Source organism: Pandoraea iniqua (assembly GCF_902459685.1).
GTDB classification, from domain to species: Bacteria; Pseudomonadota; Gammaproteobacteria; order Burkholderiales; family Burkholderiaceae; genus Pandoraea; species Pandoraea iniqua.
The window spans coordinates 774,475-795,538 of the sequence record NZ_CABPSF010000003.1 but is presented as its reverse complement, the minus strand read 5'-3'; the positions used below and the strand labels follow the sequence as shown (position 1 = coordinate 795,538).

At 62.2% G+C, this 21,064-nt stretch carries 14 protein-coding genes and 2 tRNA genes; 9 read left to right on the top strand and 7 right to left on the bottom strand.

From position 1 onward, the window contains the following. The 3 genes from PIN31009_RS14530 to PIN31009_RS14520 all read right to left on the bottom strand — a co-directional run bounded on the left by PIN31009_RS14530 (position 1) and on the right by PIN31009_RS14520 (position 5,135). The gene (locus PIN31009_RS14530; protein WP_150790689.1) at positions 1-1,440 is read right to left on the bottom strand and encodes a 3-oxoacyl-ACP reductase; all 1,440 of its coding nucleotides are present in this window, start codon (positions 1,438-1,440) and stop codon (positions 1-3) included. Positions 1,441-1,614: 174 nt separating this feature from the next. Further along, the gene (locus PIN31009_RS14525; RefSeq protein ID WP_425495492.1) at positions 1,615-4,125 is read right to left on the bottom strand and encodes an acyl-CoA dehydrogenase; all 2,511 of its coding nucleotides are present in this window, start codon (positions 4,123-4,125) and stop codon (positions 1,615-1,617) included. Positions 4,126-4,289: 164 nt separating this feature from the next. Next, positions 4,290-5,135, bottom strand: coding sequence for a TetR/AcrR family transcriptional regulator (locus tag PIN31009_RS14520; protein ID WP_246185675.1), 846 nt, complete (start codon positions 5,133-5,135; stop codon positions 4,290-4,292). 447 nt (positions 5,136-5,582) lie between these two features. Between PIN31009_RS14520 and tig the strand changes: the two genes are divergently transcribed. The 8 genes from tig (at position 5,583) to PIN31009_RS14480 (ending at position 14,679) form a co-directional block, all read left to right on the top strand. Then, positions 5,583-6,923, top strand: coding sequence for a trigger factor (gene tig / locus PIN31009_RS14515; RefSeq protein ID WP_058378340.1), 1,341 nt, complete (start codon positions 5,583-5,585; stop codon positions 6,921-6,923). A gap of 127 nt (positions 6,924-7,050) precedes the next feature. Beyond that, positions 7,051-7,704, top strand: coding sequence for an ATP-dependent Clp endopeptidase proteolytic subunit ClpP (gene clpP / locus PIN31009_RS14510; RefSeq protein ID WP_170935944.1), 654 nt, complete (start codon positions 7,051-7,053; stop codon positions 7,702-7,704). A 267-nt stretch (positions 7,705-7,971) separates the two neighbouring features. Next, a complete protein-coding gene (clpX, locus tag PIN31009_RS14505) occupies positions 7,972-9,252 on the top strand; it encodes an ATP-dependent Clp protease ATP-binding subunit ClpX (RefSeq protein WP_058378342.1) in 1,281 nt (426 codons plus the stop codon). Between the two features lie 194 nt (positions 9,253-9,446). Beyond that, on the top strand, positions 9,447-11,867 hold the full coding sequence (gene lon / locus PIN31009_RS14500) for an endopeptidase La (protein ID WP_058380233.1): 2,421 nt from the start codon (positions 9,447-9,449) through the stop codon (positions 11,865-11,867). Positions 11,868-12,176: 309 nt separating this feature from the next. Continuing rightward, positions 12,177-12,449 carry an HU family DNA-binding protein gene (locus PIN31009_RS14495; RefSeq protein ID WP_058378343.1) on the top strand — a complete coding sequence of 91 codons (273 nt, stop codon included), beginning with the start codon at positions 12,177-12,179 and terminating at the stop codon, positions 12,447-12,449. 56 nt (positions 12,450-12,505) lie between these two features. Then, positions 12,506-12,581 (top strand) — tRNA-Val (locus PIN31009_RS14490). Positions 12,582-12,595: 14 nt separating this feature from the next. Beyond that, positions 12,596-12,672 (top strand) — tRNA-Asp (locus PIN31009_RS14485). Positions 12,673-12,756: 84 nt separating this feature from the next. After that, positions 12,757-14,679, top strand: a complete 1,923-nt coding sequence (locus PIN31009_RS14480; RefSeq protein WP_150790687.1) for a SurA N-terminal domain-containing protein — start codon at positions 12,757-12,759, stop codon at positions 14,677-14,679. Positions 14,680-14,806: 127 nt separating this feature from the next. On the opposite strand, the gene PIN31009_RS14475 is transcribed toward PIN31009_RS14480, so the two are convergent. Together PIN31009_RS14475 and PIN31009_RS14470 are read right to left on the bottom strand one after the other, a co-directional pair. Beyond that, positions 14,807-15,721 carry a hypothetical protein gene (locus PIN31009_RS14475; protein WP_150790686.1) on the bottom strand — a complete coding sequence of 305 codons (915 nt, stop codon included), beginning with the start codon at positions 15,719-15,721 and terminating at the stop codon, positions 14,807-14,809. Between the two features lie 236 nt (positions 15,722-15,957). Beyond that, entirely contained in the window at positions 15,958-16,656 is a 699-nt protein-coding gene (locus PIN31009_RS14470; RefSeq protein ID WP_150790685.1) for an arylesterase, read from the bottom strand. On the opposite strand from PIN31009_RS14470, the gene PIN31009_RS14465 reads away from it, so the two are divergent. Beyond that, positions 16,655-17,347 carry an ABC transporter ATP-binding protein gene (locus PIN31009_RS14465; RefSeq protein WP_150684340.1) on the top strand — a complete coding sequence of 231 codons (693 nt, stop codon included), beginning with the start codon at positions 16,655-16,657 and terminating at the stop codon, positions 17,345-17,347. The two genes, PIN31009_RS14470 and PIN31009_RS14465, sit on opposite strands and share 2 nt — an antisense overlap. A gap of 108 nt (positions 17,348-17,455) precedes the next feature. On the opposite strand, the gene pgi is transcribed toward PIN31009_RS14465, so the two are convergent. Beyond that, positions 17,456-19,114, bottom strand: coding sequence for a glucose-6-phosphate isomerase (gene pgi, locus PIN31009_RS14460; RefSeq protein WP_174996079.1), 1,659 nt, complete (start codon positions 19,112-19,114; stop codon positions 17,456-17,458). Positions 19,115-19,263: 149 nt separating this feature from the next. Beyond that, positions 19,264-20,904: an NAD(P)H-hydrate dehydratase gene (locus PIN31009_RS14455; protein WP_150790684.1), complete on the bottom strand. Its 1,641-nt coding sequence runs from the start codon at positions 20,902-20,904 to the stop codon at positions 19,264-19,266. Positions 20,905-21,064 lie beyond the last annotated feature (160 nt).

Here is a 21,064-nt window from a genome sequence, read left to right as displayed (position 1 = left end):
TCACGCTCCCAGCAGACTTTGGCCACACACGCGCACGACCTGTCCGGTCAGCGCCCCCGATGCGGGATGCGCGAGCCATGCGATCGTCTCGGCGACATCGACCGGCTGCCCGCCTTGTCCCAGCGAATTCATACGGCGTCCGGCCTCGCGAATCGCGAACGGCACCGCTGCCGTCATTTGTGTCTCGATAAACCCCGGCGCTACGGCGTTGATGCTCATGTGCCGCTCTGCGAGCAAGGGTGCCCACGCTTCGACCATGCCGATGACGGCCGCCTTCGATGCGGCGTAATTCGTCTGGCCCCGGTTGCCGGCAATGCCGCTGATCGATGCCACGCCGACGATGCGGGCCCGCTCGCGCAACGTGCCGGCTTCCAGTAGCGCAGCGTTCAGCCGCTGCGGTGCGCCGACGTTGATGTCGAGCACGCTCTGCCATTGCGCTTCGCTCATGCGGGCAAGTGTTTTGTCGCGCGTGATGCCGGCGTTGTGCACGAGGATGTCGAGGCCCTGAGGGGCGACCACAGCCAGATGCGCCCTGAGGATGGCTGCGGCGTCGGGGGCGGCGATATCGCAACTCAGCGGACTGCCGCCTAACCGTGTCGCCACGGCGCTGAGGGCTTCTTGTGCCGAGGGGATGTCGACGCAAACCACGTGCGCGCCGTCGCGGGCCAGCACGGTCGCAATGGCTTCGCCGATGCCGCGCGCGGAGCCGGTGACGACAGCCGTCTGCCCCGAGAGCGGCCGCTGGTCGCGCATGGGCGGCGTTTCGAAGACCGGGTCTTGCAAGGTGGCGACCTGACCGCTGACGTACGCCGCGCGTGGCGAGAGGAAAAAGCGAAGCGTCGAATGCAACGACTCGCGGGCGGCTGGCGCGACGTAGAGCAACTGCGCGGTGGCGCCGCGTTTGAGTTCTTTCGCCAGTGAGCGGACGAAGCCCTCAAGCGCGCGCTGGGCCGTGCTGGCTTGCGGCGTGTTGGCCAGATGCGGCGGCAGGCCAAACACCAGCACGCGTGCGCAGCGGTCAAGCGTGGCGAGGGTGTCGTGGAAGAAGGTGTAGAGCGAGGTGAGCTCGTCGGTGCTGGCGATCGCGCTGGCGTCGAAGAGCAGGGCTTTCGGACGCACACCCTCGGCGGCATTGAATCGCCCGCTCATGGTACCGGCCTGATTGGCGCGGGCAATCCAGTCGAGTCGATCGGCATGCGCGAGACTCGGCACGCCCAGCCAGTGCAGCTCGCGGGCGAGCGTGGGTAACAACGGGGCATCGCCCGCACCGCCGACGACGGCCAGCGGCGGCGAGATGGCATGTGTCGACGCTTCGGCATCGGTTTCACCGTAAGCGGGCATGCGCTCGAGCGGGACAGGGCGTGGCAGCCCCAGCGCATTGGCGAGCTTGCTGCCCACGGCGGAGTTGGCAAAGGCGAGATATCGGTCGGACGTCGTCACGGCGCTAGGATCCTTTGGCGATGTTGGTCAGCGTCTTTAGGGGAGGAGGCGTCGCTGTGGTGATGCGGGAGTGCGGGAGCCGGTGGAGCCGGGGTTGGGGGGGCGCCGAGACGTTGAAGCATCGACGCACCGGTTCCACCGTGCCATTGCGTAAGCCCGAAGGCACGCAGGCGGCTACGTCGTCGCCTCGTGCGCTACGGCTTCGTCAGCATCATCGCTCTGCTTCGCCTGACGCATGTCGGCAGCACGGCCGAAGTCTGCCGGGAAGTCATCGACCGCCACCGCCCGCGCGGCATAGTCCGCGTATTGAGCGAGCGTGCGTTGCTCCTGCGCGGTGATGAGTTGCAGCCGCGCCGCGTTTTCCACCCATTCGGCGAATTCGGGCAAGCTCTGCGGCATGGTCGGCAAGCGGCCTTCCTTGACGGCCGTGCGCAGGCGTTGTTCGATGACGGTGACTTGCGGCGTCATCTTGAAAACGATCTCGCCGTACGCCAGTTCATCGATCTCGGGACGCGGCGAATAGCTGCCGGCGATCAGACGCTCGCGGGCGTCGCCGGGCGTTTGCATGATCTCGGCCACCTTGGCGGCCAGTGCGTCGGACGGCTTGCCATACGGCAGGCCGAGCGGGGTGAGCTTCCAGCGCATCCACCAGCCGACAAAGCGCGACGGGTAGTTCGCCAGCACGCCCTCGAAGGCTTCGCGGGCCTGCCAGAGCGCGTCCTGCGCGGCCCAGTGCACGAGCGGCAGGTCGGCCTCGGGGCGTCCTTCATCTTCAAAGCGCTTGAGCGTGGCGGTGAGCAGGAACAGTTGCGAAAGGATGTCGCCCAGACGGCCCGTGATGCTTTCGCGGCGCTTGAGTGAGCCGCCCAGCACGGCCATCGACACGTCGGATGCAATCGCCAGCAGCGTGGACATGCGGTTGGCGCCCCGGTAATAGGCGTGCAATTCCGGCGCGGCAGCCGATGGCACGCTCGAGAAGCGTGCCTGCGTGATGCCCTGCAAGGCGCCGCGCACGATGTTGCTGGTGACGAACGTAAGGTGCCCGAACAGGGCGTCGTCGAATGCACGCACGGCGGCGGTGTGGTCTTCCGTCTGCGCGGCGGCGAGTTCCTTCAGCACATACGGATGGCAGCGAATGGCGCCCTGACCGAAGATCATCAGGCAGCGCGTCATGATGTTGGCGCCCTCGACGGTGATCGACACCGGAATCTGCTGATAGGCGCGGGCAAGGAAGTTGTTCGGGCCCATGCAGATACCTTTGCCCGCGACGACATCCATGCCGTCGTTGACGACTTTGCGCGCGCGCTCGGTCACGTGGTACTTCGCAATGGCCGAAATGACGGACGGCTTCTCGCCGAGGTCGACGGCGAGCGCGGCCATGCGGCGAGCGGCGTCCATCGCGTACAGATTGCCGGCCATGCGCGCGAGGGCTTCCTGCACGCCTTCGAACTTGCCGATGGGCGTGCGGAACTGGCGACGCACGGCAGCGTAGGCGCCCGTGGCGCGCACGGCGATCTTCGAATAGCCGACGTTGGACGACGGCAGCGAGATGGCGCGGCCGGCCGCAAGGCATTCCATGAGCATGCGCCAGCCCTTGCCGACCTGCGCCTGACCGCCGATGACCCAGTCGAGCGGGATGAACACATCTTTGCCTGAATTCGGGCCGTTCTGGAAAACCGCGTTGAGCGGCCAGTGACGGCGCCCGATGACCACGCCCGGATGATTCGTCGGAATCAGCGCGCAGGTGATGCCGGGTTCGTCATCGCTGCCGAGCAGGTGGTCGGGGTCGAGCGCGCGGAAGGCGAGGCCGAGCACCGTGGCAATCGGGCCGAGCGTGATGTAGCGCTTGTTCCACGTCACGCGAAAGCCGAGCGTTTCGCGGCCCTCGAACGTGCCGCGGCAGACGATGCCGACGTCGGGGATGGCGGCGGCGTCCGAGCCGGCATAGGGGCTCGTGAGGGCAAAGCACGGGATTTCGTCGCCCTTCGCCAGACGGGGAAGGTAGTAGTCCTTCTGCGCTTCGGTGCCGTAGTGGAGCAGCAGCTCCGCCGGGCCGAGCGAGTTGGGCACCATGACCGAGACGGCCGCCGCCGAGCAGCGCGACGCCAGTTTCATCACGACCTGCGAGTGCGCATACGCGGAGAATTCGAGGCCGCCGTAGCGCTTGGGAATGATCATGCCGAGAAAGCCCGCGTCCTTGGCGTATTGCCATGCCTTAGGCGGCAGGTCTTGCCAGACCTGCGTGCTCTCCCAGTCGTTGGACAGATCGCACAGATGCTCGACCTGATCGTCCATGAATGCCTGTTCTTCCGGGGAAAGCTTTGGGGCTGGAAACGCCGAGAATTTCTGCCAGTCGGGACGCCCCGAGAACAGGTCGGCATCCCACCAGACGCTGCCGGCTTCGATGGCATCTTTTTCGGTGTCCGACATTTCCGGCATGATGGTGCGGAATTTGGCGAGCATCGGGGCGGTGACCCATGCGCGACGTAGCGGAGCGATGCTGAGGATGAGTGCCGGCAAGATGAACACGATGGCCAGAATGACGGTGGCGATCGGGCCGGTCAGTTCGGCGAGGGCGCCGGCGCCCACCCAAAGGACGGTGGCGATCAGCCATTGCCATGCGTGGGCACGATAGAGGAGCAGGGCGCTCACTCCGACGACAAACGCGAGAATCCATAGGACCATCATGTCTTCCTCCCTTTCGGTACGGCCTTCCTGCGGAAATGGGCCCGCCTGAGCGGGCGCGCTAGCGCGGGGGCTGTCTTCGTTGAGCTGTCTGGCGGCGCGTGGTGCGTTCGCGTTTTTGCGTTATGCGCCGGCGACGGCTTCTTGTCAGACCTTCTGGCGCGTTATTGGTGCGCCATGTCCGTTTCGTTCTGCGTCTGGCCGCTACCGCTATTGCTACCCGGCCGTGGGTTCGACGCCTCGTCACCCGGTTCGCCCGGCTCGATGTGACCGGCTTCCCGTGGCGGGGTGACGTCGGCATCCTTCGCGAGCGCGAAGACAGCGGCGAAGCTCGCCAGTTGTTCTTCACCCGGCATCGGCGCTTTGAGCGCGGCAACCATCAGCGCGGTCAGACGGGCCACCACTTGCAGGTCGCCCATGGGCTGCCCTTGGGCAAAGGTGTCGATCAGGCGTGTGGTGTCGCTGCTGGCGAGCACGCCGGAAAGCGCCTGTAAGGCGAAATGCAGGCGCCAGCCCAGTTCCTGACGCGGCAGTTCCGGCAAGGCACGGGCGAAAGCCTCGAAGAAACGCTCGAAGACCGGCGCGTAGTGCTGTTGCAGATAGTCGCGAATGAAGGGCGACGGATCGGCGTAGACGCGTCCGAGCAGCCGCAGGAATGCCGGGCCGCCGATGTCGCGATGATGAGAAATGGCCAACGCCGGGATGAACATCGCCCCCAGCACGTGCTCGCACGTGAGCTTGGGCGCGGGCCACGCAGATTCGGCGCGCGTGAGCAGGGCAAGCCGCTCGTCGTTGAGCCGGTCGAGCCGGCGCGAAAGCATGGCCTGTAGCAGGGTTTCTTTGCTGCCGAAGTGATAGTTCACGGCTGCCAGATTGACCTCGGCGCGCGATGTGATCTGGCGCAAGGACATGGCTTCGTAGCCGTATTCGATGAATAGGTCTTCTGCGGCATCGAGGATGCGCAGCTTGGTATCACCGGCTTGTCGGCCGGCCGACGGGCGAGGGCTCACGACGAACCTCCATTGGGACGCAACACAGCGCCGCGTCATCTAGATGAACTTTCGTTTCATTCAAACGTTCGATTGAATCGTAGGCGGGGAATGCCCATCTCCCAAGATCTTTTTCTGGGCGTGGCCCTCTAATGTTCAGTCCTGGGCCGTGGACAGGCGTGCTGGCGTACGCAGAAGCGCATTTGACGCACGAAATCGGGGGAGAAATAGGCGGCTTTGCCCGATTTCTCCGATTTCGGGCCGAAAGTCTGGAGGCGTGGCAATAGTTTGCTAAAATGTCCCGCTTTACGTGCAAGACCATTTGGCGCTACCCCGATTCGTCGGGGGCGGAGGGAAGCCGGCGAGACACTGCCGGTTCCGGCCCAAGGTTGATTAACTGACTGGGTCCGCTTGCGGCATTTCCCTCGCCGCAACACAGAACGACCCTCTGGATGGATGAATATCCTCATGACTATCTCTGTTGAAAACCTCGGCAAGCTCGAGCGTCGCTTTACCATCGCCCTGCCCAAGCAGGAAGTCGAGAAAGAAGTTGCAGCTCGCATTCAGAAGCTGTCGAAGACGGTGCGCATGCCGGGTTTCCGCCCGGGCAAGGTGCCCCTGAAGATGGTCACCCAGCAATACGGTGGTCAGGTCGAAGCCGAAGTCGTCAGCGACAAGGTCGGTCAGCAATTCTTCGAAGTCAGCAAGGCGCAAGACCTGCGCGTCGCTGGCCAGCCGCGCTTCGCGCCGAAGGCTGACGGTGCCGACACCGAATACGCATTCGACGCCACGTTCGAAATCTACCCGGAAGTGAAGATCGGTGACCTGGCCACGGCTGAAGTCAACCGCACGACGACCGACGTCTCGGAAGCCGAAATCGATCGCACGATCGACATTCTGCGCAAGCAACGCGTGCACTACCACGTGCGCGGCGAAGCCGGTGCACACGGCGACGGCGGCACGGTGGAAGCCAAGGAAGGCGACCGCGTGACGGTCGATTTCGTCGGCAAGATCGACGGCGAAGTGTTCGCTGGCGGTTCGGCTGAAGACTTCGTGTTCGTGCTCGGCGAAGGCCGCATGTTGCCGGAGTTCGAGAAGGCAACCCTGGGTCTGAAGGTTGGCGAGTCGAAGGAATTCGAACTCAAGTTCCCGGACGAGTACCACGGCAAGGAAGTCGCCGGTAAGACGGCAACGTTCACCGTGACGCTCAAGAAGGTTGAGTGGGCACATCTGCCGGAAGTCGACACCGAGTTCGCCAAGTCGCTCGGCATCGCCGACGGCAGCATCGAAAAGATGCGCGCCGACATCAAGGAAAACCTGTCGCGCGAAGTGAAGCGTCGCACGCAGGCGCTCCTTAAAGATCAAGTGATGAACGCACTGATCTCGGTCTCGGAACTCGACGTGCCGAACGCACTGGTCGAACAAGATCAGGAACGTCTGGTGGCGATGGCCCGTCAGGATCTGGCGCAACGTGGCGTGCCGAACGCCGGCAACGTGCCGATCCCGGCTGAAATGTTCAAGGAACAAGCCGAGCGCCGCGTCAAGCTGGGCCTGATTCTGGCCGAGCTGGTCAAGCAAAACGACCTGCAAGCCAAGCCGGAACAAATCAAGGCCGAAGTCGAAGAGTTCGCAAAGAGCTACGAAGACCCGCAAGAAGTCGTCCGCTGGTACTATGGCGATCAGCAGCGCATGGCGGAGATGGAAGGTTTCGTCGTCGAGAACAACGTTGTTGAGTTCGTCCTGAGCAAAGCGAAGGTGACGGACAAGCAAGTCAGCTTCGAAGAGCTGGCCGGCAACACGCAAAACTGATCGACCTCGATACATCGCGTTTGACCTGCTGCGGCCGCAAGGCCGCAGCAGTGTTTCCAACCGGCCTTTTCGGGCCTCCTCCCTGCGGCGCGCAAAACCATCTCGATAGAAGGGTCGAACCGTCATGATTACCCGTTCCGAATTGCTCGCCCAACTCGCTTCCCCGACGCACAACTCCGCTCTCGAATCGCAGGCCCTTGGCCTCGTGCCGATGGTCGTCGAGCAAAGTGGTCGTGGCGAACGCGCATACGATATCTACTCGCGACTCCTCAAGGAGCGCATTATTTTCATGGTGGGCGAGGTCAACGACCAGACCGCCAACCTCGTTGTCGCCCAGTTGCTGTTCCTCGAGAGCGAAAATCCGGACAAGGAAATCTCGATGTACATCAACTCGCCGGGTGGTTCGGTTTCGGCCGGCCTGGCAATGTACGACACGATGCAGTTCGTTAAGCCGGCTGTCTCGACGCTGTGCATGGGCATGGCTGCCAGCATGGGCGCGTTCCTGCTGGCCGCGGGCGAGAAGGGCAAGCGTTTCGCGCTGCCGAACGCCCGGATCATGATTCACCAGCCGTTGGGCGGTGCACGTGGTCAGGCGTCGGACATCGAAATCCACGCCCGCGAAATCCTGCTGCTCAAGGAACGTCTCAACAAGCTGCTCGCCGAGAACACCGGCCAGTCGCTGGAAGTCATCGCGCGCGACACCGATCGCGATAACTTCAAGTCGGCTGCGGATGCCGTCGAGTACGGGCTTATCGATCGCGTGCTGGAAAAGCGTCCCTGAGGCGTCTGTCTCTGAGGCGCCACTGAGCCGGGTAACCGGCCCGGGCGGCCCGGCCGCCTGACGGCAAACGTTGGCGCGACATCGGTTTTTTCGACGTGAAAGTCCGGATGTTCGCGCCAAGTCTTTGTCGTAAAAGGAAAATTGTCGCTGTCGCGGGTGGGCCACACGCCCGCGCGGCATGGCGTTACAATGGAATTCACTATGCCGCGTTTGCCGCCCCCATCGGGGGACGACCGGGGCGCAAATTGCTAGCAGGCTGACACAGATATGGTGGATAAAAAAAGCACTTCCAACGGCGAAAAGCTACTCTACTGCTCCTTCTGCGGAAAGAGTCAGCACGAGGTCAAGAAGCTCATCGCGGGGCCGTCCGTGTTTATCTGCGACGAGTGCATTGATCTGTGCAATGAGATCATTCGCGACGAGGCCGCTGCGGCCGAAGACGAGAGCGGTAGTGGCGGCAAGTCGGATTTGCCCTCGCCGCAGGAGATTCGCGAAAGCCTCGATCAATATGTGATCGGTCAGGATCGCGCCAAGAAGATTTTGGCGGTCGCGGTCTACAACCATTACAAGCGTTTGAAGCACATCGGCGACAAGCGCGACGAGGTCGAACTCTCCAAGAGCAACATCCTGCTGATCGGGCCGACCGGTTCGGGCAAGACGCTGCTCGCGCAAACGCTCGCCCGTCTGCTCAACGTGCCCTTCGTGATTGCCGACGCCACCACGCTGACCGAAGCCGGTTACGTCGGTGAAGACGTCGAAAACATCATCCAGAAGCTCCTGCAGAACTGCAATTACGAGATCGAGCAGGCGCAGAAGGGCATTGTTTATATTGATGAAATCGACAAGATCAGCCGCAAGTCGGACAACCCCTCGATCACGCGCGACGTGTCGGGCGAGGGTGTTCAGCAAGCGTTGCTGAAGCTCGTCGAAGGCACGATGGCTTCGGTGCCGCCGCAAGGTGGGCGCAAGCATCCGAACCAAGATTTCATCCAAGTCGACACCACGAACATTCTGTTCATCTGCGGCGGCGCTTTTGACGGTCTCGAGAAGATCATCATGAACCGCACCGAGAAGACGGGTATCGGCTTTGGTGCGACTGTTAAAACGGGCGAAGAGCGTGATGCCGGTGAGTTGCTGCTCGAAACCGAACCGGAAGATCTGATCAAATTCGGTCTGATTCCGGAACTGATCGGTCGTCTGCCGGTGGTTGCCACGTTGGGTAAGCTTGACGAAGACGCACTGGTCACGATCCTGATCGAGCCGAAGAACGCACTGCTCAAGCAATATCAGCGCCTGTTTGCGATGGAAGGCGTCGAGCTGGAAATTCGCCCGGCAGCGCTGCATGCGGTGGCCCGCAAGGCCATCAAGCGCAAGACCGGCGCGCGTGGCCTGCGTTCGATCATCGAACAAGCGCTGCTCGAAGTGATGTACGAATTGCCGTCACTCAAAGGGGTGACCAAGGTGATTCTGGACGATAACGCGATCAGCGGCGACGGCAAACCGCTCTTGATCTACCAGGAGTCGCCCAAGGTTGCCGGCTCTAACTGAACGGTCAACTCAGTGATACCCAAAGCCGTTCATGGAAACATGGACGGCTTTTTTTCCTTCATACTAGTGCCACGGGCAATGAAACCCCGAGTGGTGCACCTTACCGGCAGAAGGGTTGTTTCACCCCCTTGTAATTCCTGTCGGCGGCCTCAATTAGCTGGAACACAACGGTATCGTTAATTATGGGGAACGAGATGTCAGGCACCCAAATCCTCCCGCCCGAAGCGATTCAACTGCCCCTGTTGCCTCTGCGCGACGTGGTCGTGTTTCCGCACATGGTGATTCCCCTCTTCGTGGGGCGTCCGAAGTCGATTAAAGCGCTTGAAACCGCCATGGAAGGCGGCAAGCACATCATGCTGGTCGCCCAGAAAGCGGCCGCCAAGGATGAGCCCACGGCCAAAGATCTCTACGAGATCGGCTGCGTGGCGAACATCCTTCAAATGCTCAAACTGCCCGATGGCACCGTCAAGGTGCTGGTCGAAGGCATTCAGCGTGCACGCACGATCAGCGTGGACGAAGAAGAAACGCAATTCACATCTGAAGTCATGCCGCTCGAACCGGATGACGGCAACTCGCCGGAATCCGAGGCGCTGCGTCGCGCCATCGTGGCGCAGTTCGATCAGTACGTGAAGCTCAACAAGAAGATTCCGCCGGAGATCCTGACCTCGCTGTCGGGCATCGACGAAGCGGGTCGTCTGGCTGACACCATCGCTGCGCACCTGCCGCTTAAGCTCGAGCAGAAGCAGAAGATTCTCGAGATGTTCCCGGTCATCGAACGCCTCGAACATCTGCTGGCGCAACTCGAAAGCGAGATCGACATTCTCCAGGTGGAGAAGCGTATCCGCGGCCGCGTGAAGCGTCAGATGGAGAAGAGCCAGCGCGAGTACTACCTGAACGAACAGGTCAAGGCCATTCAGAAGGAGCTGGGCGAAGGCGAAGAAGGTGCCGATCTCGAAGAACTCGAGAAGCGCATCAAGGGCGCCCATCTGCCCAAGGAAGCCAAGAAGAAGGCCGACGCCGAACTCAAGAAGCTCAAGCTGATGTCACCGATGTCGGCAGAAGCGACCGTCGTGCGCAACTATATCGACACGCTGGTCGGTCTGCCGTGGCGCAAGAAGAGCAAGGTGAACAACGACCTGACGAACGCCGAGAAGGTGCTCGACGAAGACCACTTCGGTCTTGAGAAGGTCAAGGAACGCATCCTTGAGTATCTTGCTGTGCAACAGCGCGTGGACAAGGTGAAGGCGCCGATTCTGTGCCTGGTGGGGCCCCCCGGTGTCGGTAAGACGTCGCTCGGCCAGTCGATCGCTCGTGCAACGAACCGCAAGTTCGTGCGCATGGCATTGGGTGGCGTGCGCGACGAGGCCGAGATTCGCGGTCACCGCCGGACGTACATCGGTTCGATGCCGGGCAAGATTTTGCAGAGCCTGTCGAAGGTGGCTGTGCGCAATCCGCTGTTCCTGCTCGACGAAGTGGACAAGATGGGCATGGACTTCCGTGGCGACCCGAGTTCGGCGCTGCTCGAAGTGCTCGATCCGGAACAGAACCACACGTTCTCGGACCACTACGTCGAAGTCGACTTCGATCTGTCAGACGTGATGTTCGTGGCGACGTCGAACTCGCTGAACATTCCGGCGCCGCTGCTCGATCGTATGGAAGTGATTCGCCTGTCGGGTTACACGGAAGACGAGAAGGTCAACATCGCCCAGCGTTATCTGCTGCCGAAGCAGAAGAAGAACAACGGGTTGAAGGAAGGCGAGATCGATCTGACCGAAGCCGCGATTCGCGACATCATTCGCTACTACACGCGGGAAGCGGGTGTGCGTTCGCTGGAACGCGAGATCTCTAAGATCTGCCGCAAGGTCGTGAAGATGTTGCTGCTCAAGAAGGTCGACGGTACGTCGATCAAGGTTGATGCAGGTAACCTCGACAACTTCCTCGGCGTGCGCAAGTTCGACTTCGGTCTGGCGATGAAGGAAAACCAGATCGGCCAAGTGACGGGTCTCGCGTGGACGGAAGTGGGCGGCGATTTGCTGACCATCGAAGCCGCAGTGATGCCGGGCAAGGGCAACATCATTCGCACGGGTTCGCTCGGCGACGTGATGAAGGAGTCGGTCGAAGCTGCACGTTCGGTGGTGCGTTCGCGCTCGCGTCGTCTGGGTGTGTCCGATGAGCAGTTCGAGAAGAAGGACATTCACATTCACGTGCCCGAGGGTGCGACGCCGAAGGACGGTCCGTCCGCCGGTATCGCGATGACCACGGCGCTCGTCTCGGTGCTCACCGGTATTCCGGTGCGTGCGGATGTGGCGATGACCGGTGAGATTACGCTGCGCGGTGAAGTGCTGCCGATCGGCGGTCTCAAGGAAAAGCTGCTCGCAGCACATCGTGGCGGCATCAAGCTCGTGTTGATTCCGGAAGAGAACGTGAAGGATCTCGCCGAGATTCCCGATACGGTCAAGAACGCGCTGGAGATCATGCCGGTGCGCTGGATCGACCGAGTGCTGGAGCTTGCGCTGGAACATGCACCGGCACCGCTGCCCGAGGAAGAGCCGAAGGCAGCACCGGTGACGCCGAATGCCGATGGCAGCGGTAAGCAGGAAGTCATCAAGCACTGACGTCAGCATGTGACGAGGAGCGGCGAACGACGATCATCGATTTCGATGTCGTTCGCTGAGCCGAAAGTCTGCAAAAAGCTCGGGGTTTTCCCCGGGCTTTTTTTATTCACGCAAAGTGGTCGAAAATAGCGTCCGGAAGTGATGACTCAGGAGTGCTTCCTAAGCCGCCAAAACAGCGCAAAACGGCTTGACATCAGGGTTTGCGGCTTGTCTAATGGCAAAGCCAGCGGACCTTCGCAGATCAATGTCAAGGCGCGTTAAGAGCGCCTCCGCGGCTCAATCGCCTACTATCCTTGCAAGGGGGTTACAGTGAATAAGACGGAACTGATCGATCATATCGCGGGTGAGGCAGACATTTCGAAAGCCGCTGCCGGTCGTGCACTCGATGCTTTTGTGGGTGCAGTAAAGAAAGCGTTGAAGAAGGGTGACGATGTGACGTTGGTGGGCTTCGGTACCTTCCACGTGACGAAGCGCGCAGGACGCACGGGTCGCAATCCGCGCACTGGCGCAGCGATCAAGATCAAGGCAGCGAAGGTTCCGAAATTTCGCCCTGGCAAAAATCTCAAAGATACAGTAAACTGATCGACTTTCCTGCCTAGGCAGGGAGCAGCAGTAAGAACAAAACTAGAATCGGGAACGGGTGCTTAGCTCAGTTGGTAGAGCGGCGCCCTTACAAGGCGTAGGTCGGGGGTTCGAGCCCCTCAGCACCCACCAGTTCCAGATCTTGGGGAGCGGTAGTTCAGTTGGTTAGAATACCGGCCTGTCACGCCGGGGGTCGCGGGTTCGAGCCCCGTCCGCTCCGCCAAATTGTGAAAAGGCGAACTTCGGTTCGCCTTTTTTGCCATATGGACGTCCCAAAGACGCTTCCTGACGACTCTTCCGATTTCGTATGTTCGACTTCATTCGGCGCCACCAACGATTGGTTCTCATTTTCCTGACGGTGTTGATCGTGCCGTCGTTTGTGGTGTTTGGCGTTCACGGCTTGCAGGAGTACACCTCGGATGCAGGCACGATCGCCAAGGTCGGCGATCAGACCGTGACGCGTCAGGAGTACGACAGCGTGCTGCGCGCACAAACCGAGCGCATGCAGCAGATGTTCGGCGGCGCCGTCGATGCCAGTCAGATCAACACGCCTGAAATGCGCAGCGCCGTGCTGGACAACCTGATCCAGCAGAAGCTGCTCACGCAGGAAACCCTCAAGAAGAACCTGTCGGTGCCCGACACGCAAGTGCGTGAAGCGCTGCTCGCGATTCCGGCGATTGCGCAATTGCGCCGCGCCGATGGCTCGATCGACGAAACCGCTTACGAACAACTGCTCGCGGCACAGAACCTCACGCCGCAGCGTCTCGAAGCGCAGATTCGCTACGAACTCGCATCGAACCAGTTGCCCGCCAGTGTGCAGGCTAGCGCCATGCTCCCCAAGGCTGTGATCGATCGTTTTGCGGAACTGCGTGCACAACAGCGTGATGTCGCCGCACTGGCGTTCCCGGTGTCCGACTTCGCCGGCAAGGTCACGCCGACGCAAGCGCAGGTGCAAGCCTATTACGACGCGCACAAGGCATCGTTCCAGACGCCCGAGTCGGCCGAGATCCAGTACGTGGTGCTCGACCCGAAGGCCATGCCGGCATCGGCACTGGCAGCGCCGAGCGACGACGTGCTGCGCAAGATGTACAACGACAATCTGAAGCAGTACACGACGCCGGAAGAGCGCCGTGCCTCGCACATTCTGATTGCATCGCCGGCGGACGCTTCGCCTGCCGATCACGCGAAAGCGAAGACCAAGGCCGACGACCTGCTCGCGCAACTGAAGAAGAACCCGAACGACTTTGCCAAGCTGGCCAGCCAGAACTCGGAAGATCCGGGCTCGAAGGCCAATGGCGGCGATCTGGGTTTCTTCACGCGTGACGCGATGGTCAAGCCGTTCGCCGATGCTGCGTTCGCACTCAAGAGCGAAGGTGAAGTGAGCGACGTGGTGAAGAGCGACTTCGGTTATCACATCATCAAGTTGACGGGCATCAAGCCGGCAACGACCAAGCCGTTTGAAGACGTGAAGGCGCAACTGGCCGATCAGTATCGCCAGCAAGAATCGGCCAAGGCGTATGCCAAGCTCGCCGACCAGTTCACCAATGCCGTGTACGAACAACCGGACAGCCTGCAACCGGTGGCCGACAAGCTGAACATCAAGGTGCAGACGGCGCAGGTCACGCGCACGGCTAACCCGGCGCAAGCGCAAAGCCCGATCGGCAACGAGAAGCTGCTGAAGGCCGTGTTTGCCGACGAATCGCTCAAGAACAAGCGCAACACCGAAGCCGTGGATGTGGGGCAGGGTGTGCTGGTGTCGGCGCACGTGGTGACCTATCACCCGGCCGCAACGCCGCCGCTCACGCAGGTGGAAGCGCAGGTCAAGCAGCAGTTGGTGGCTGACATGGCGGCAGAGGAAGCGAAGAAGGCTGGCGAGGCCAAGCTCGATGCGCTGAAGAAGGGCGGCGATGCCGCGTTCGGTGCCACGCAGACGATCTCGCGTGACAACCCGGGCAAGCTGCCGCCGAACGCGCTGACGGCAATCTTCGGTGCCGATACGGCGAAGCTGCCGGCCTATGTGGGCGTCGATCTGGGCAATGGTCAGGGCTATGCCGTGTATCGCATCAGCAAGGTCACCCAACCGGCGGCGCAAGATCCGCAGCGTCTGGCCGCGGAAACGCAGCAGCTCAACCAGTTGGCGGCACAAGCCGAGTGGAATGCGTGGGTGGGCGATCTGCGGGCTCGTTCAAAGGTCAAGGTCGTCAACGACGTGACCAAGTCGGGCACCTGATCCAGCGGATTACACGGATCACACGGATCTCATGATCCAACGCACGACCACCGGCGCAGGCCGGGTAGCAAGAAAAAGCGCGGCTCGATAGCCGCGCTTTTTTTATGGCGTCGCCGGTCGGATGCATTCACAGCTTTCTGACGGGCACCAGCAGGTAAAACTCGCGGGTATCCGAGCTCAGGATGACAACGCGATTCCTCAGAATATCCATGCCAATGGTGCCGAGCGTTGTTGATCCTCCTTCTTGGACGGCATCTGCTTCGGCCACGAGAACGTTTCGGTGCTCGATGCCGTTCAACGTGAAGCTGACGCGACGCATATACGTTTTGTTGGTCAGCACATTGCCCCACAGGTCTGCGATTCGTGTCGTCGCGGTTACCTTCGGCAGCGCCGAAACGAGCGTCCTGAGAAGGTTGCTCTGCTCCGCTCCGGAATCCACCGTGACGGGAATCTTCGCGTCATACAGGCCGAGCGAGGTCGCCATGACGCGATGAGGGTTGGGTATGCCGCGTCCTCGCGCAAGCCGGTAGGCAGGCGTGTCGTCGATGTCAAATGCAGGGCTGACGAAGAAGCAATCCCGATCGAAATCAAGCACCGCAAATGATCGACGGCTGCCCGCGATTTCATGGGCAGTAACTTGTGGGCTGAGAATGCCGGACAGACCGTCGTCGGCGAGGATTGACGGTGGAATCCAGTGAAACAGTGAGTCGAATGCTTCGTGAAGACCATCGCTCATGCGGTGGGATGCCTGCGTGGACTGCGTTTGTGCCACCTCGGTCTGGACGATCCTCTTCGGGCCGGAGGCAGCCTTACCGGAAAGAGACGTGTCCCAGAGCACGTTGAGATTGGTGCCAGTATCGAGAAGCAGGCGGCGAGGCTGCCCGTCAATTTCCACCGTAACGAACGGCGAGGCTTTGGTTTCCAGATTCAGGTAACCGATCTTGGCTTCAAACGATACCTTTGCCGAGGGCCAAGGTGAGGCGCAAGTCGTGGTGCCGGCGGCGCCGGCGTCGGCGGCTGCGGCTGCGGTGAAAACTGGCAACAGGCAGGCTGTTGCTAGTAGGCAGGTAGTTCGACCAAGTTGAATGTCGGGTCTCCCAATGTCTTCCGATGTCTTCCGATTTTTCCGACACGAAAAAATCGCCGCATTCGTGCGAGCAACGAATGCGGCGATTTGGATGTCGGCGTTAGGGAATCAGGCTATCGGGAAACGAGCGATGCGTCTTTGGGGCGCTTCCGAGTTTCGATTAACGGCGCTCCTCGCGGAACGTCGGAGGGTTACGCCCCCGGTTTCGCCGCGCGGCCACCTGCGGCTCTCGGTGGTGTCTTGCCGGCAGGCTTGAGCAGCGGCGCGACCGTTGGCCAGACGTTTTGCAGAATTTGCGGATGTGCCTTGGCGAGCGGGTGAATCTGGTCTTGCTGGAACCAGTCGGGATGCTCGATCACGCCGTCGAGCAGAAACGGCACGTAGCCCGTCTTTTCCTGCTTGGCGAGGGTGGCGAACATCGAGAAGAACTGCTCGCCGTACTCGGTGCCGTAATTCGGCGGAATGCGCATGCCGACCACGATCACCCGGCTGCCGGCCTTGCGCGACGACTCGATCATCTCGCGCAGATTGGCGCGCGTGAGATCCAGTGAAATGCCGCGTAAGGCATCGTTGCCGCCAAGCTCCAGAATCGTGATCGCGGGATGATAACGATCGAGCAAGGGCGCCAGACGGGCCCGGCCGCCGCTTGTGGTATCGCCACTGATACTGGCGTTGACAACGTTATAATCGAAGCCGCTTTGCGCAACTTTTTGTTGCATGAGGTTCACCCAGCCTGCGCCGCGGGCGATGCCATATTCCGCGGACAGGCTGTCGCCCACGACCAGAATTGTCGGCGCGCCAGAACTTGCCGCGTGCGCCGCGGTCCCTGTCAGGATGCAGCAGCCTACGAGGGCTGAGGCGGCCAATTTCAAGAACTGTCTTCTTGCCATGTCGTTTTCCGAAAACGTAATTGAAGTGCGGGGTCTGGGCAAACGGTTGCGCGATGCCACCGGTGAGCTCGTCATTTTGCAGGATATCGATTTTTCCGTCGCAAAAGGCCAGAGCGTGGCGATTGTCGGGGCCTCGGGCTCGGGCAAATCGACGCTGCTGGGCCTGATGGCCGGGCTCGATACGGCAACCGACGGTAGCGTCACGCTGCTCGGCAAGTCGCTCGGCGAGCTCGACGAAGAAGGCCGCGCTGCACTCCGGCGCGGTGCCATCGGCTTCGTCTTCCAGTCATTCCAGTTGATGCCGCACCTGACGGCGCTAGAGAACGTGATGCTGCCGCTCGAACTTCTGGGTGAGACACGCGAAGTGCGCAATCGTGCGATCGGGTTGCTCGAACAAGTGGGTCTGGGCTCGCGCCTCACGCATTATCCGAAGCAGCTTTCCGGCGGCGAGCAACAGCGCGTGGCACTTGCCCGCGCGTTTGTCACGCAGCCGGTCGTGCTGTTTGCCGATGAACCGACCGGCAGTCTCGATACGGCGACGGGCGAGCGTGTCATCGATCTGATGTTCTCGCTCAACGAGGCAAGCGGGGCAACGCTCGTGCTGGTCACCCATGATCTGGCGATTGCCGAGCGTTGCGACGCAACGGTGCAACTGGCTGGCGGCCGTTTGGTCGACGGCGTGGCGGTCTGACCGGCACTATTTCTGAAGGATTGGCGACGCGATGCACGCAATGTGCTCGCGCCGCCTGTGCTCGCGCGCACCGACCAGCAAACACTGGCAGGTGGCAGCAAATCACGATCAGCGCTTGGGCTTCAACGCCTCACCAGCCAGTCGAATCAACGATGCCGTGGAGGCATCGTGCGCATCGGGCGTGAGAGTCGACGGATCGACCAGCTCGGGCTCGATGGCGCGGCAGAGCGTCTTGCCCAACTCCACCCCCCATTGATCGAACGGATTGATGTTCCAGACCGCCGCTTGCACGAACACCTTGTGTTCATACAGCGCGATCAACGCCCCCAGACGTTCCGGCGAGAGTTTGTCGATCACCAGCGTGTTGCTCGGCCGGTTGCCTTCGAAACGGCGCTGTGCGCCCAGCGGCCCGCCCGCCTGCTCGGCGGTCGCCATCGATCCACCTTGCAGCAACGCTTCGCTCTGCGCAAAGCAGTTGGCGAGCAGCTTGCGATGGTGGTCGAGGTAGACCGGCTGCGAATACTGCGGCTGAAGCACGGCGATGAAATCCACCGGCACGAGCGTGGTGCCTTGGTGCAGCATCTGGAAATAGGCGTGCTGGCCATTCGTGCCGGGCTCGCCCCAGATGATCGGTGCGGTTTGCCATGCCACCGGCGTGCCGTCGATCTGCACCGACTTGCCGTTGCTCTCCATGTCGAGCTGCTGCAAATAGGGCGGCAGCTTCTGGAGGGCGTCGGTGTACGGGGCAATCGACAGCGTCTGCGCGTCGAAGAAATTGCGATACCAGATGCCCAGCAGCGCGAGCAGCACCGGCATATTGGCTTCGAGCGGAGCCGTGCGGAAGTGCTCGTCCATGGCATGCGCACCGGCCAGCATTTCGTCGAAATGCTGCGCGCCGAGGTACAGCATGATGATCAGCCCGACGGATGACCAAAGCGAATAGCGTCCGCCTACCCATTCGCCGAATTCGAAAACATTCTCCCGTCCGATGCCGAAGCGCGTCGCTTCTTCGACGTTCGTCGACACCGCGACGAAATGCTTGCCGAGCTCCGACTCCGGAATGCCATGCTCGATGAACCACGCGCGAATGGTGCGCGCGTTGGTCATCGTCTCGAGCGTGGTGAACGTCTTCGAGCAAACGACGACGAGGGTGGTTTCCGGATCGAGCGTGGGCAGCGTGCGGGCGAGTTCGGTCGGATCGATATTCGCGATGAAGTGCGCCGACAGGTTGGCTCGCCCATAGGCGGCGAGCGCGTCGCATACCATGCGCGGTCCGAGATCGGAGCCGCCGATGCCGATGTTGATCAGATGGCGGATGCGCTTGCCGGTGGCACCCAGCCAGCGGCCATCGCGCACGTCGTCGCTGAACTTGCGCATGCGCGCGAGCGTGGCGTGCACGCCGGTGCTGACGTCGCCCGTGGTGTCGCGAAACGTGACGCCCTTGGGCGCGCGCAGCGCGATATGCAGGGCGGCACGGTCTTCGGTGACGTTGACGTGTTCGCCGGCCCACATCGCATCACGCTTGCCCGGCACATCGCATTCACGCGCGAGATGGGCGAGCAGGGTGCGGGTCTTTTCGGTAACGCGATTTTTCGAATAGTCGAGGTATAAGCCGGCGGCGCGCAGCGAGAATTGTTCAACACGCGAGCTCGCGCCAGCACCCGCGAACCAGTCGCGCATATGCTGGCTGGCGATCTCGTCACGGTGTTCGAGCAGGGTGCGCCAGGCGGGAGTTTGATCCAAACGAAAGGACGGCTTCGACGACATGTGCAATATGTTCTTTTCGGTAGGACGAAGTATAACGGGAGTCTCCGTGAATTTACGCCGAAAACCGGTTCCTGCGCTGGTTTGCGGGGCGATTTGCGGGGCTGGCGGCGATCGTTGAAGTCCACCATCGATCGCTCACCCCGCCGCATTCATGACGGCGCTCGCCTGAGCGCCGCTGCCAGTTCGGCGCGCATGGCCGGTAAAAGTTCAGATGCGGTCAAGCCCGCCGGGCCCGCACCCTCGCTTACGCACCGCTCGGCGGCACGTCCGTGCAGCCAGACGCCGGCCAGCGCCGCGGTGGCGGCAGGCATGCCTTGCGCCAGCATCGCGCCGATCATGCCGGTCAGCACGTCGCCCGTGCCTGCCGTCGCAAGCCCTGCGTTGCCCGTTGTGTTGACCCACGCGTGCGTGCCGTTGTCGATGATGCTGCCCGATCCCTTCAGCACCACGGTGGCGCCGAAGTACCGGGCCAGCGTGCGGGCGGAGGTGAGCCGGTCGGACTGAATGCGTTGCACATCGCAACCGGCCAGCCGTGCGGCCTCAAGCGGGTGCGGCGTAAGCACCGTGGGGCCGGTGCGGCTGCGCACACGCTCGGCAAGGGCCGGTTCTGCCGCGAGCAGGTTGAGGGCGTCGGCGTCGAGCACGAGCGGGGTGTCTTCCAGCGCCAGCACGCGAGAGAGGCATGCCGCGGAGGCCGCCGAGGTGCCCAGCCCGGGACCGATAGTGACGGCCTGCATCGCGGCGAGATCAATGCCCTCTGCGTGACGCAGCATCAGTTCGGGGTGAACCGGGTCCCACGCCGGGGCCTCGTGCGCCACGAAACCGACGTAGACCCGCCCGGCGCCGTTCATCAATGCCGCGCGTGCGCTGAGCAGCGGCGCACCGATCATGCCGTCGTGGCCGCCCAGCACGGCGAGCGAGCCGTAGCTGCCCTTATGGGAGGCATGGTGACGTTGTGGCAGGTCCGCAAGAAAGGCGCTCGGGGTGTTGGTCGATAGCGATGACGTGGATGCGGCCGCAGACAGTGCGTCATCGGCACCCAAGGTGGCTACCAGCACGCGGCCGGCGATGTCGCGTCCTTCGCCGGTCAAAAGCCCCGGGCAGGCGCCCAGCATGGCGATGGTGACGTTGGCGCGGATGACAGGGCCGCTGGCAACGCCGGACGCAGCGCCAAGGCCGCTGGGGATGTCGATCGCGAGCACAGGCGTGCCTTGGGCATGCGCATAGGCAATGTTCTCGACAAGGCGACCGGCCGGGCCATCGAGCGGGCGCGACAAGCCGATGCCGAACAGGCCGTCCACGATCCACGCATAGGTTGAAGGCTGCGGCCATACGTCCGGTGCGGGGCGTATCGGCACGCCAGCGGCGACGGCTTCGGCATGCGCCCATTTCGCGTCGTCGGCGACGGGCGGTGCGAGCTGCCAGACGTCGACCAGCACGCCGCGACGATGCAGTTCGCGGGCCGCGACATAGGCATCGCCGCCGTTGTTGCCGGGGCCCGCGAGCAACAGCACGGGCTGGCGTCCGGCCGTCGCGAGTGCCGGTAATTGTCCGTACAACCAGTTGGCGACGACGGCGCCCGCGCGCGCCATCAGCGTGTGCGGCGGCAATTGCGCGGCGCTTGCGCGTTCGATCTCACGCAAATCGGCAGGTAAATACAGGGGGAGCGGCGTGTCGGCGAGCGGACCGTCGACGATGTCGGACGGCTGAGGCAATCGAGACGGCCTCGCGAGCGGACTCGGGCTCGCGGGGGCGGCGGCAGAATCGTCGACATGCAGGTGATCGGTCATGACAGGCACAACTCCCGGAAAGCCATGGCGGCGTCGATGGCGGTGAGCCTGTCCGCCCCGGGATTCTGCGAAAACGATGCGTTCCGATGCGTTCGTCGCGCGTGGCGGCGGAACACTCGACGGATGGTTCGGCAGAACGGGCAGAACGGACGGATCAAGC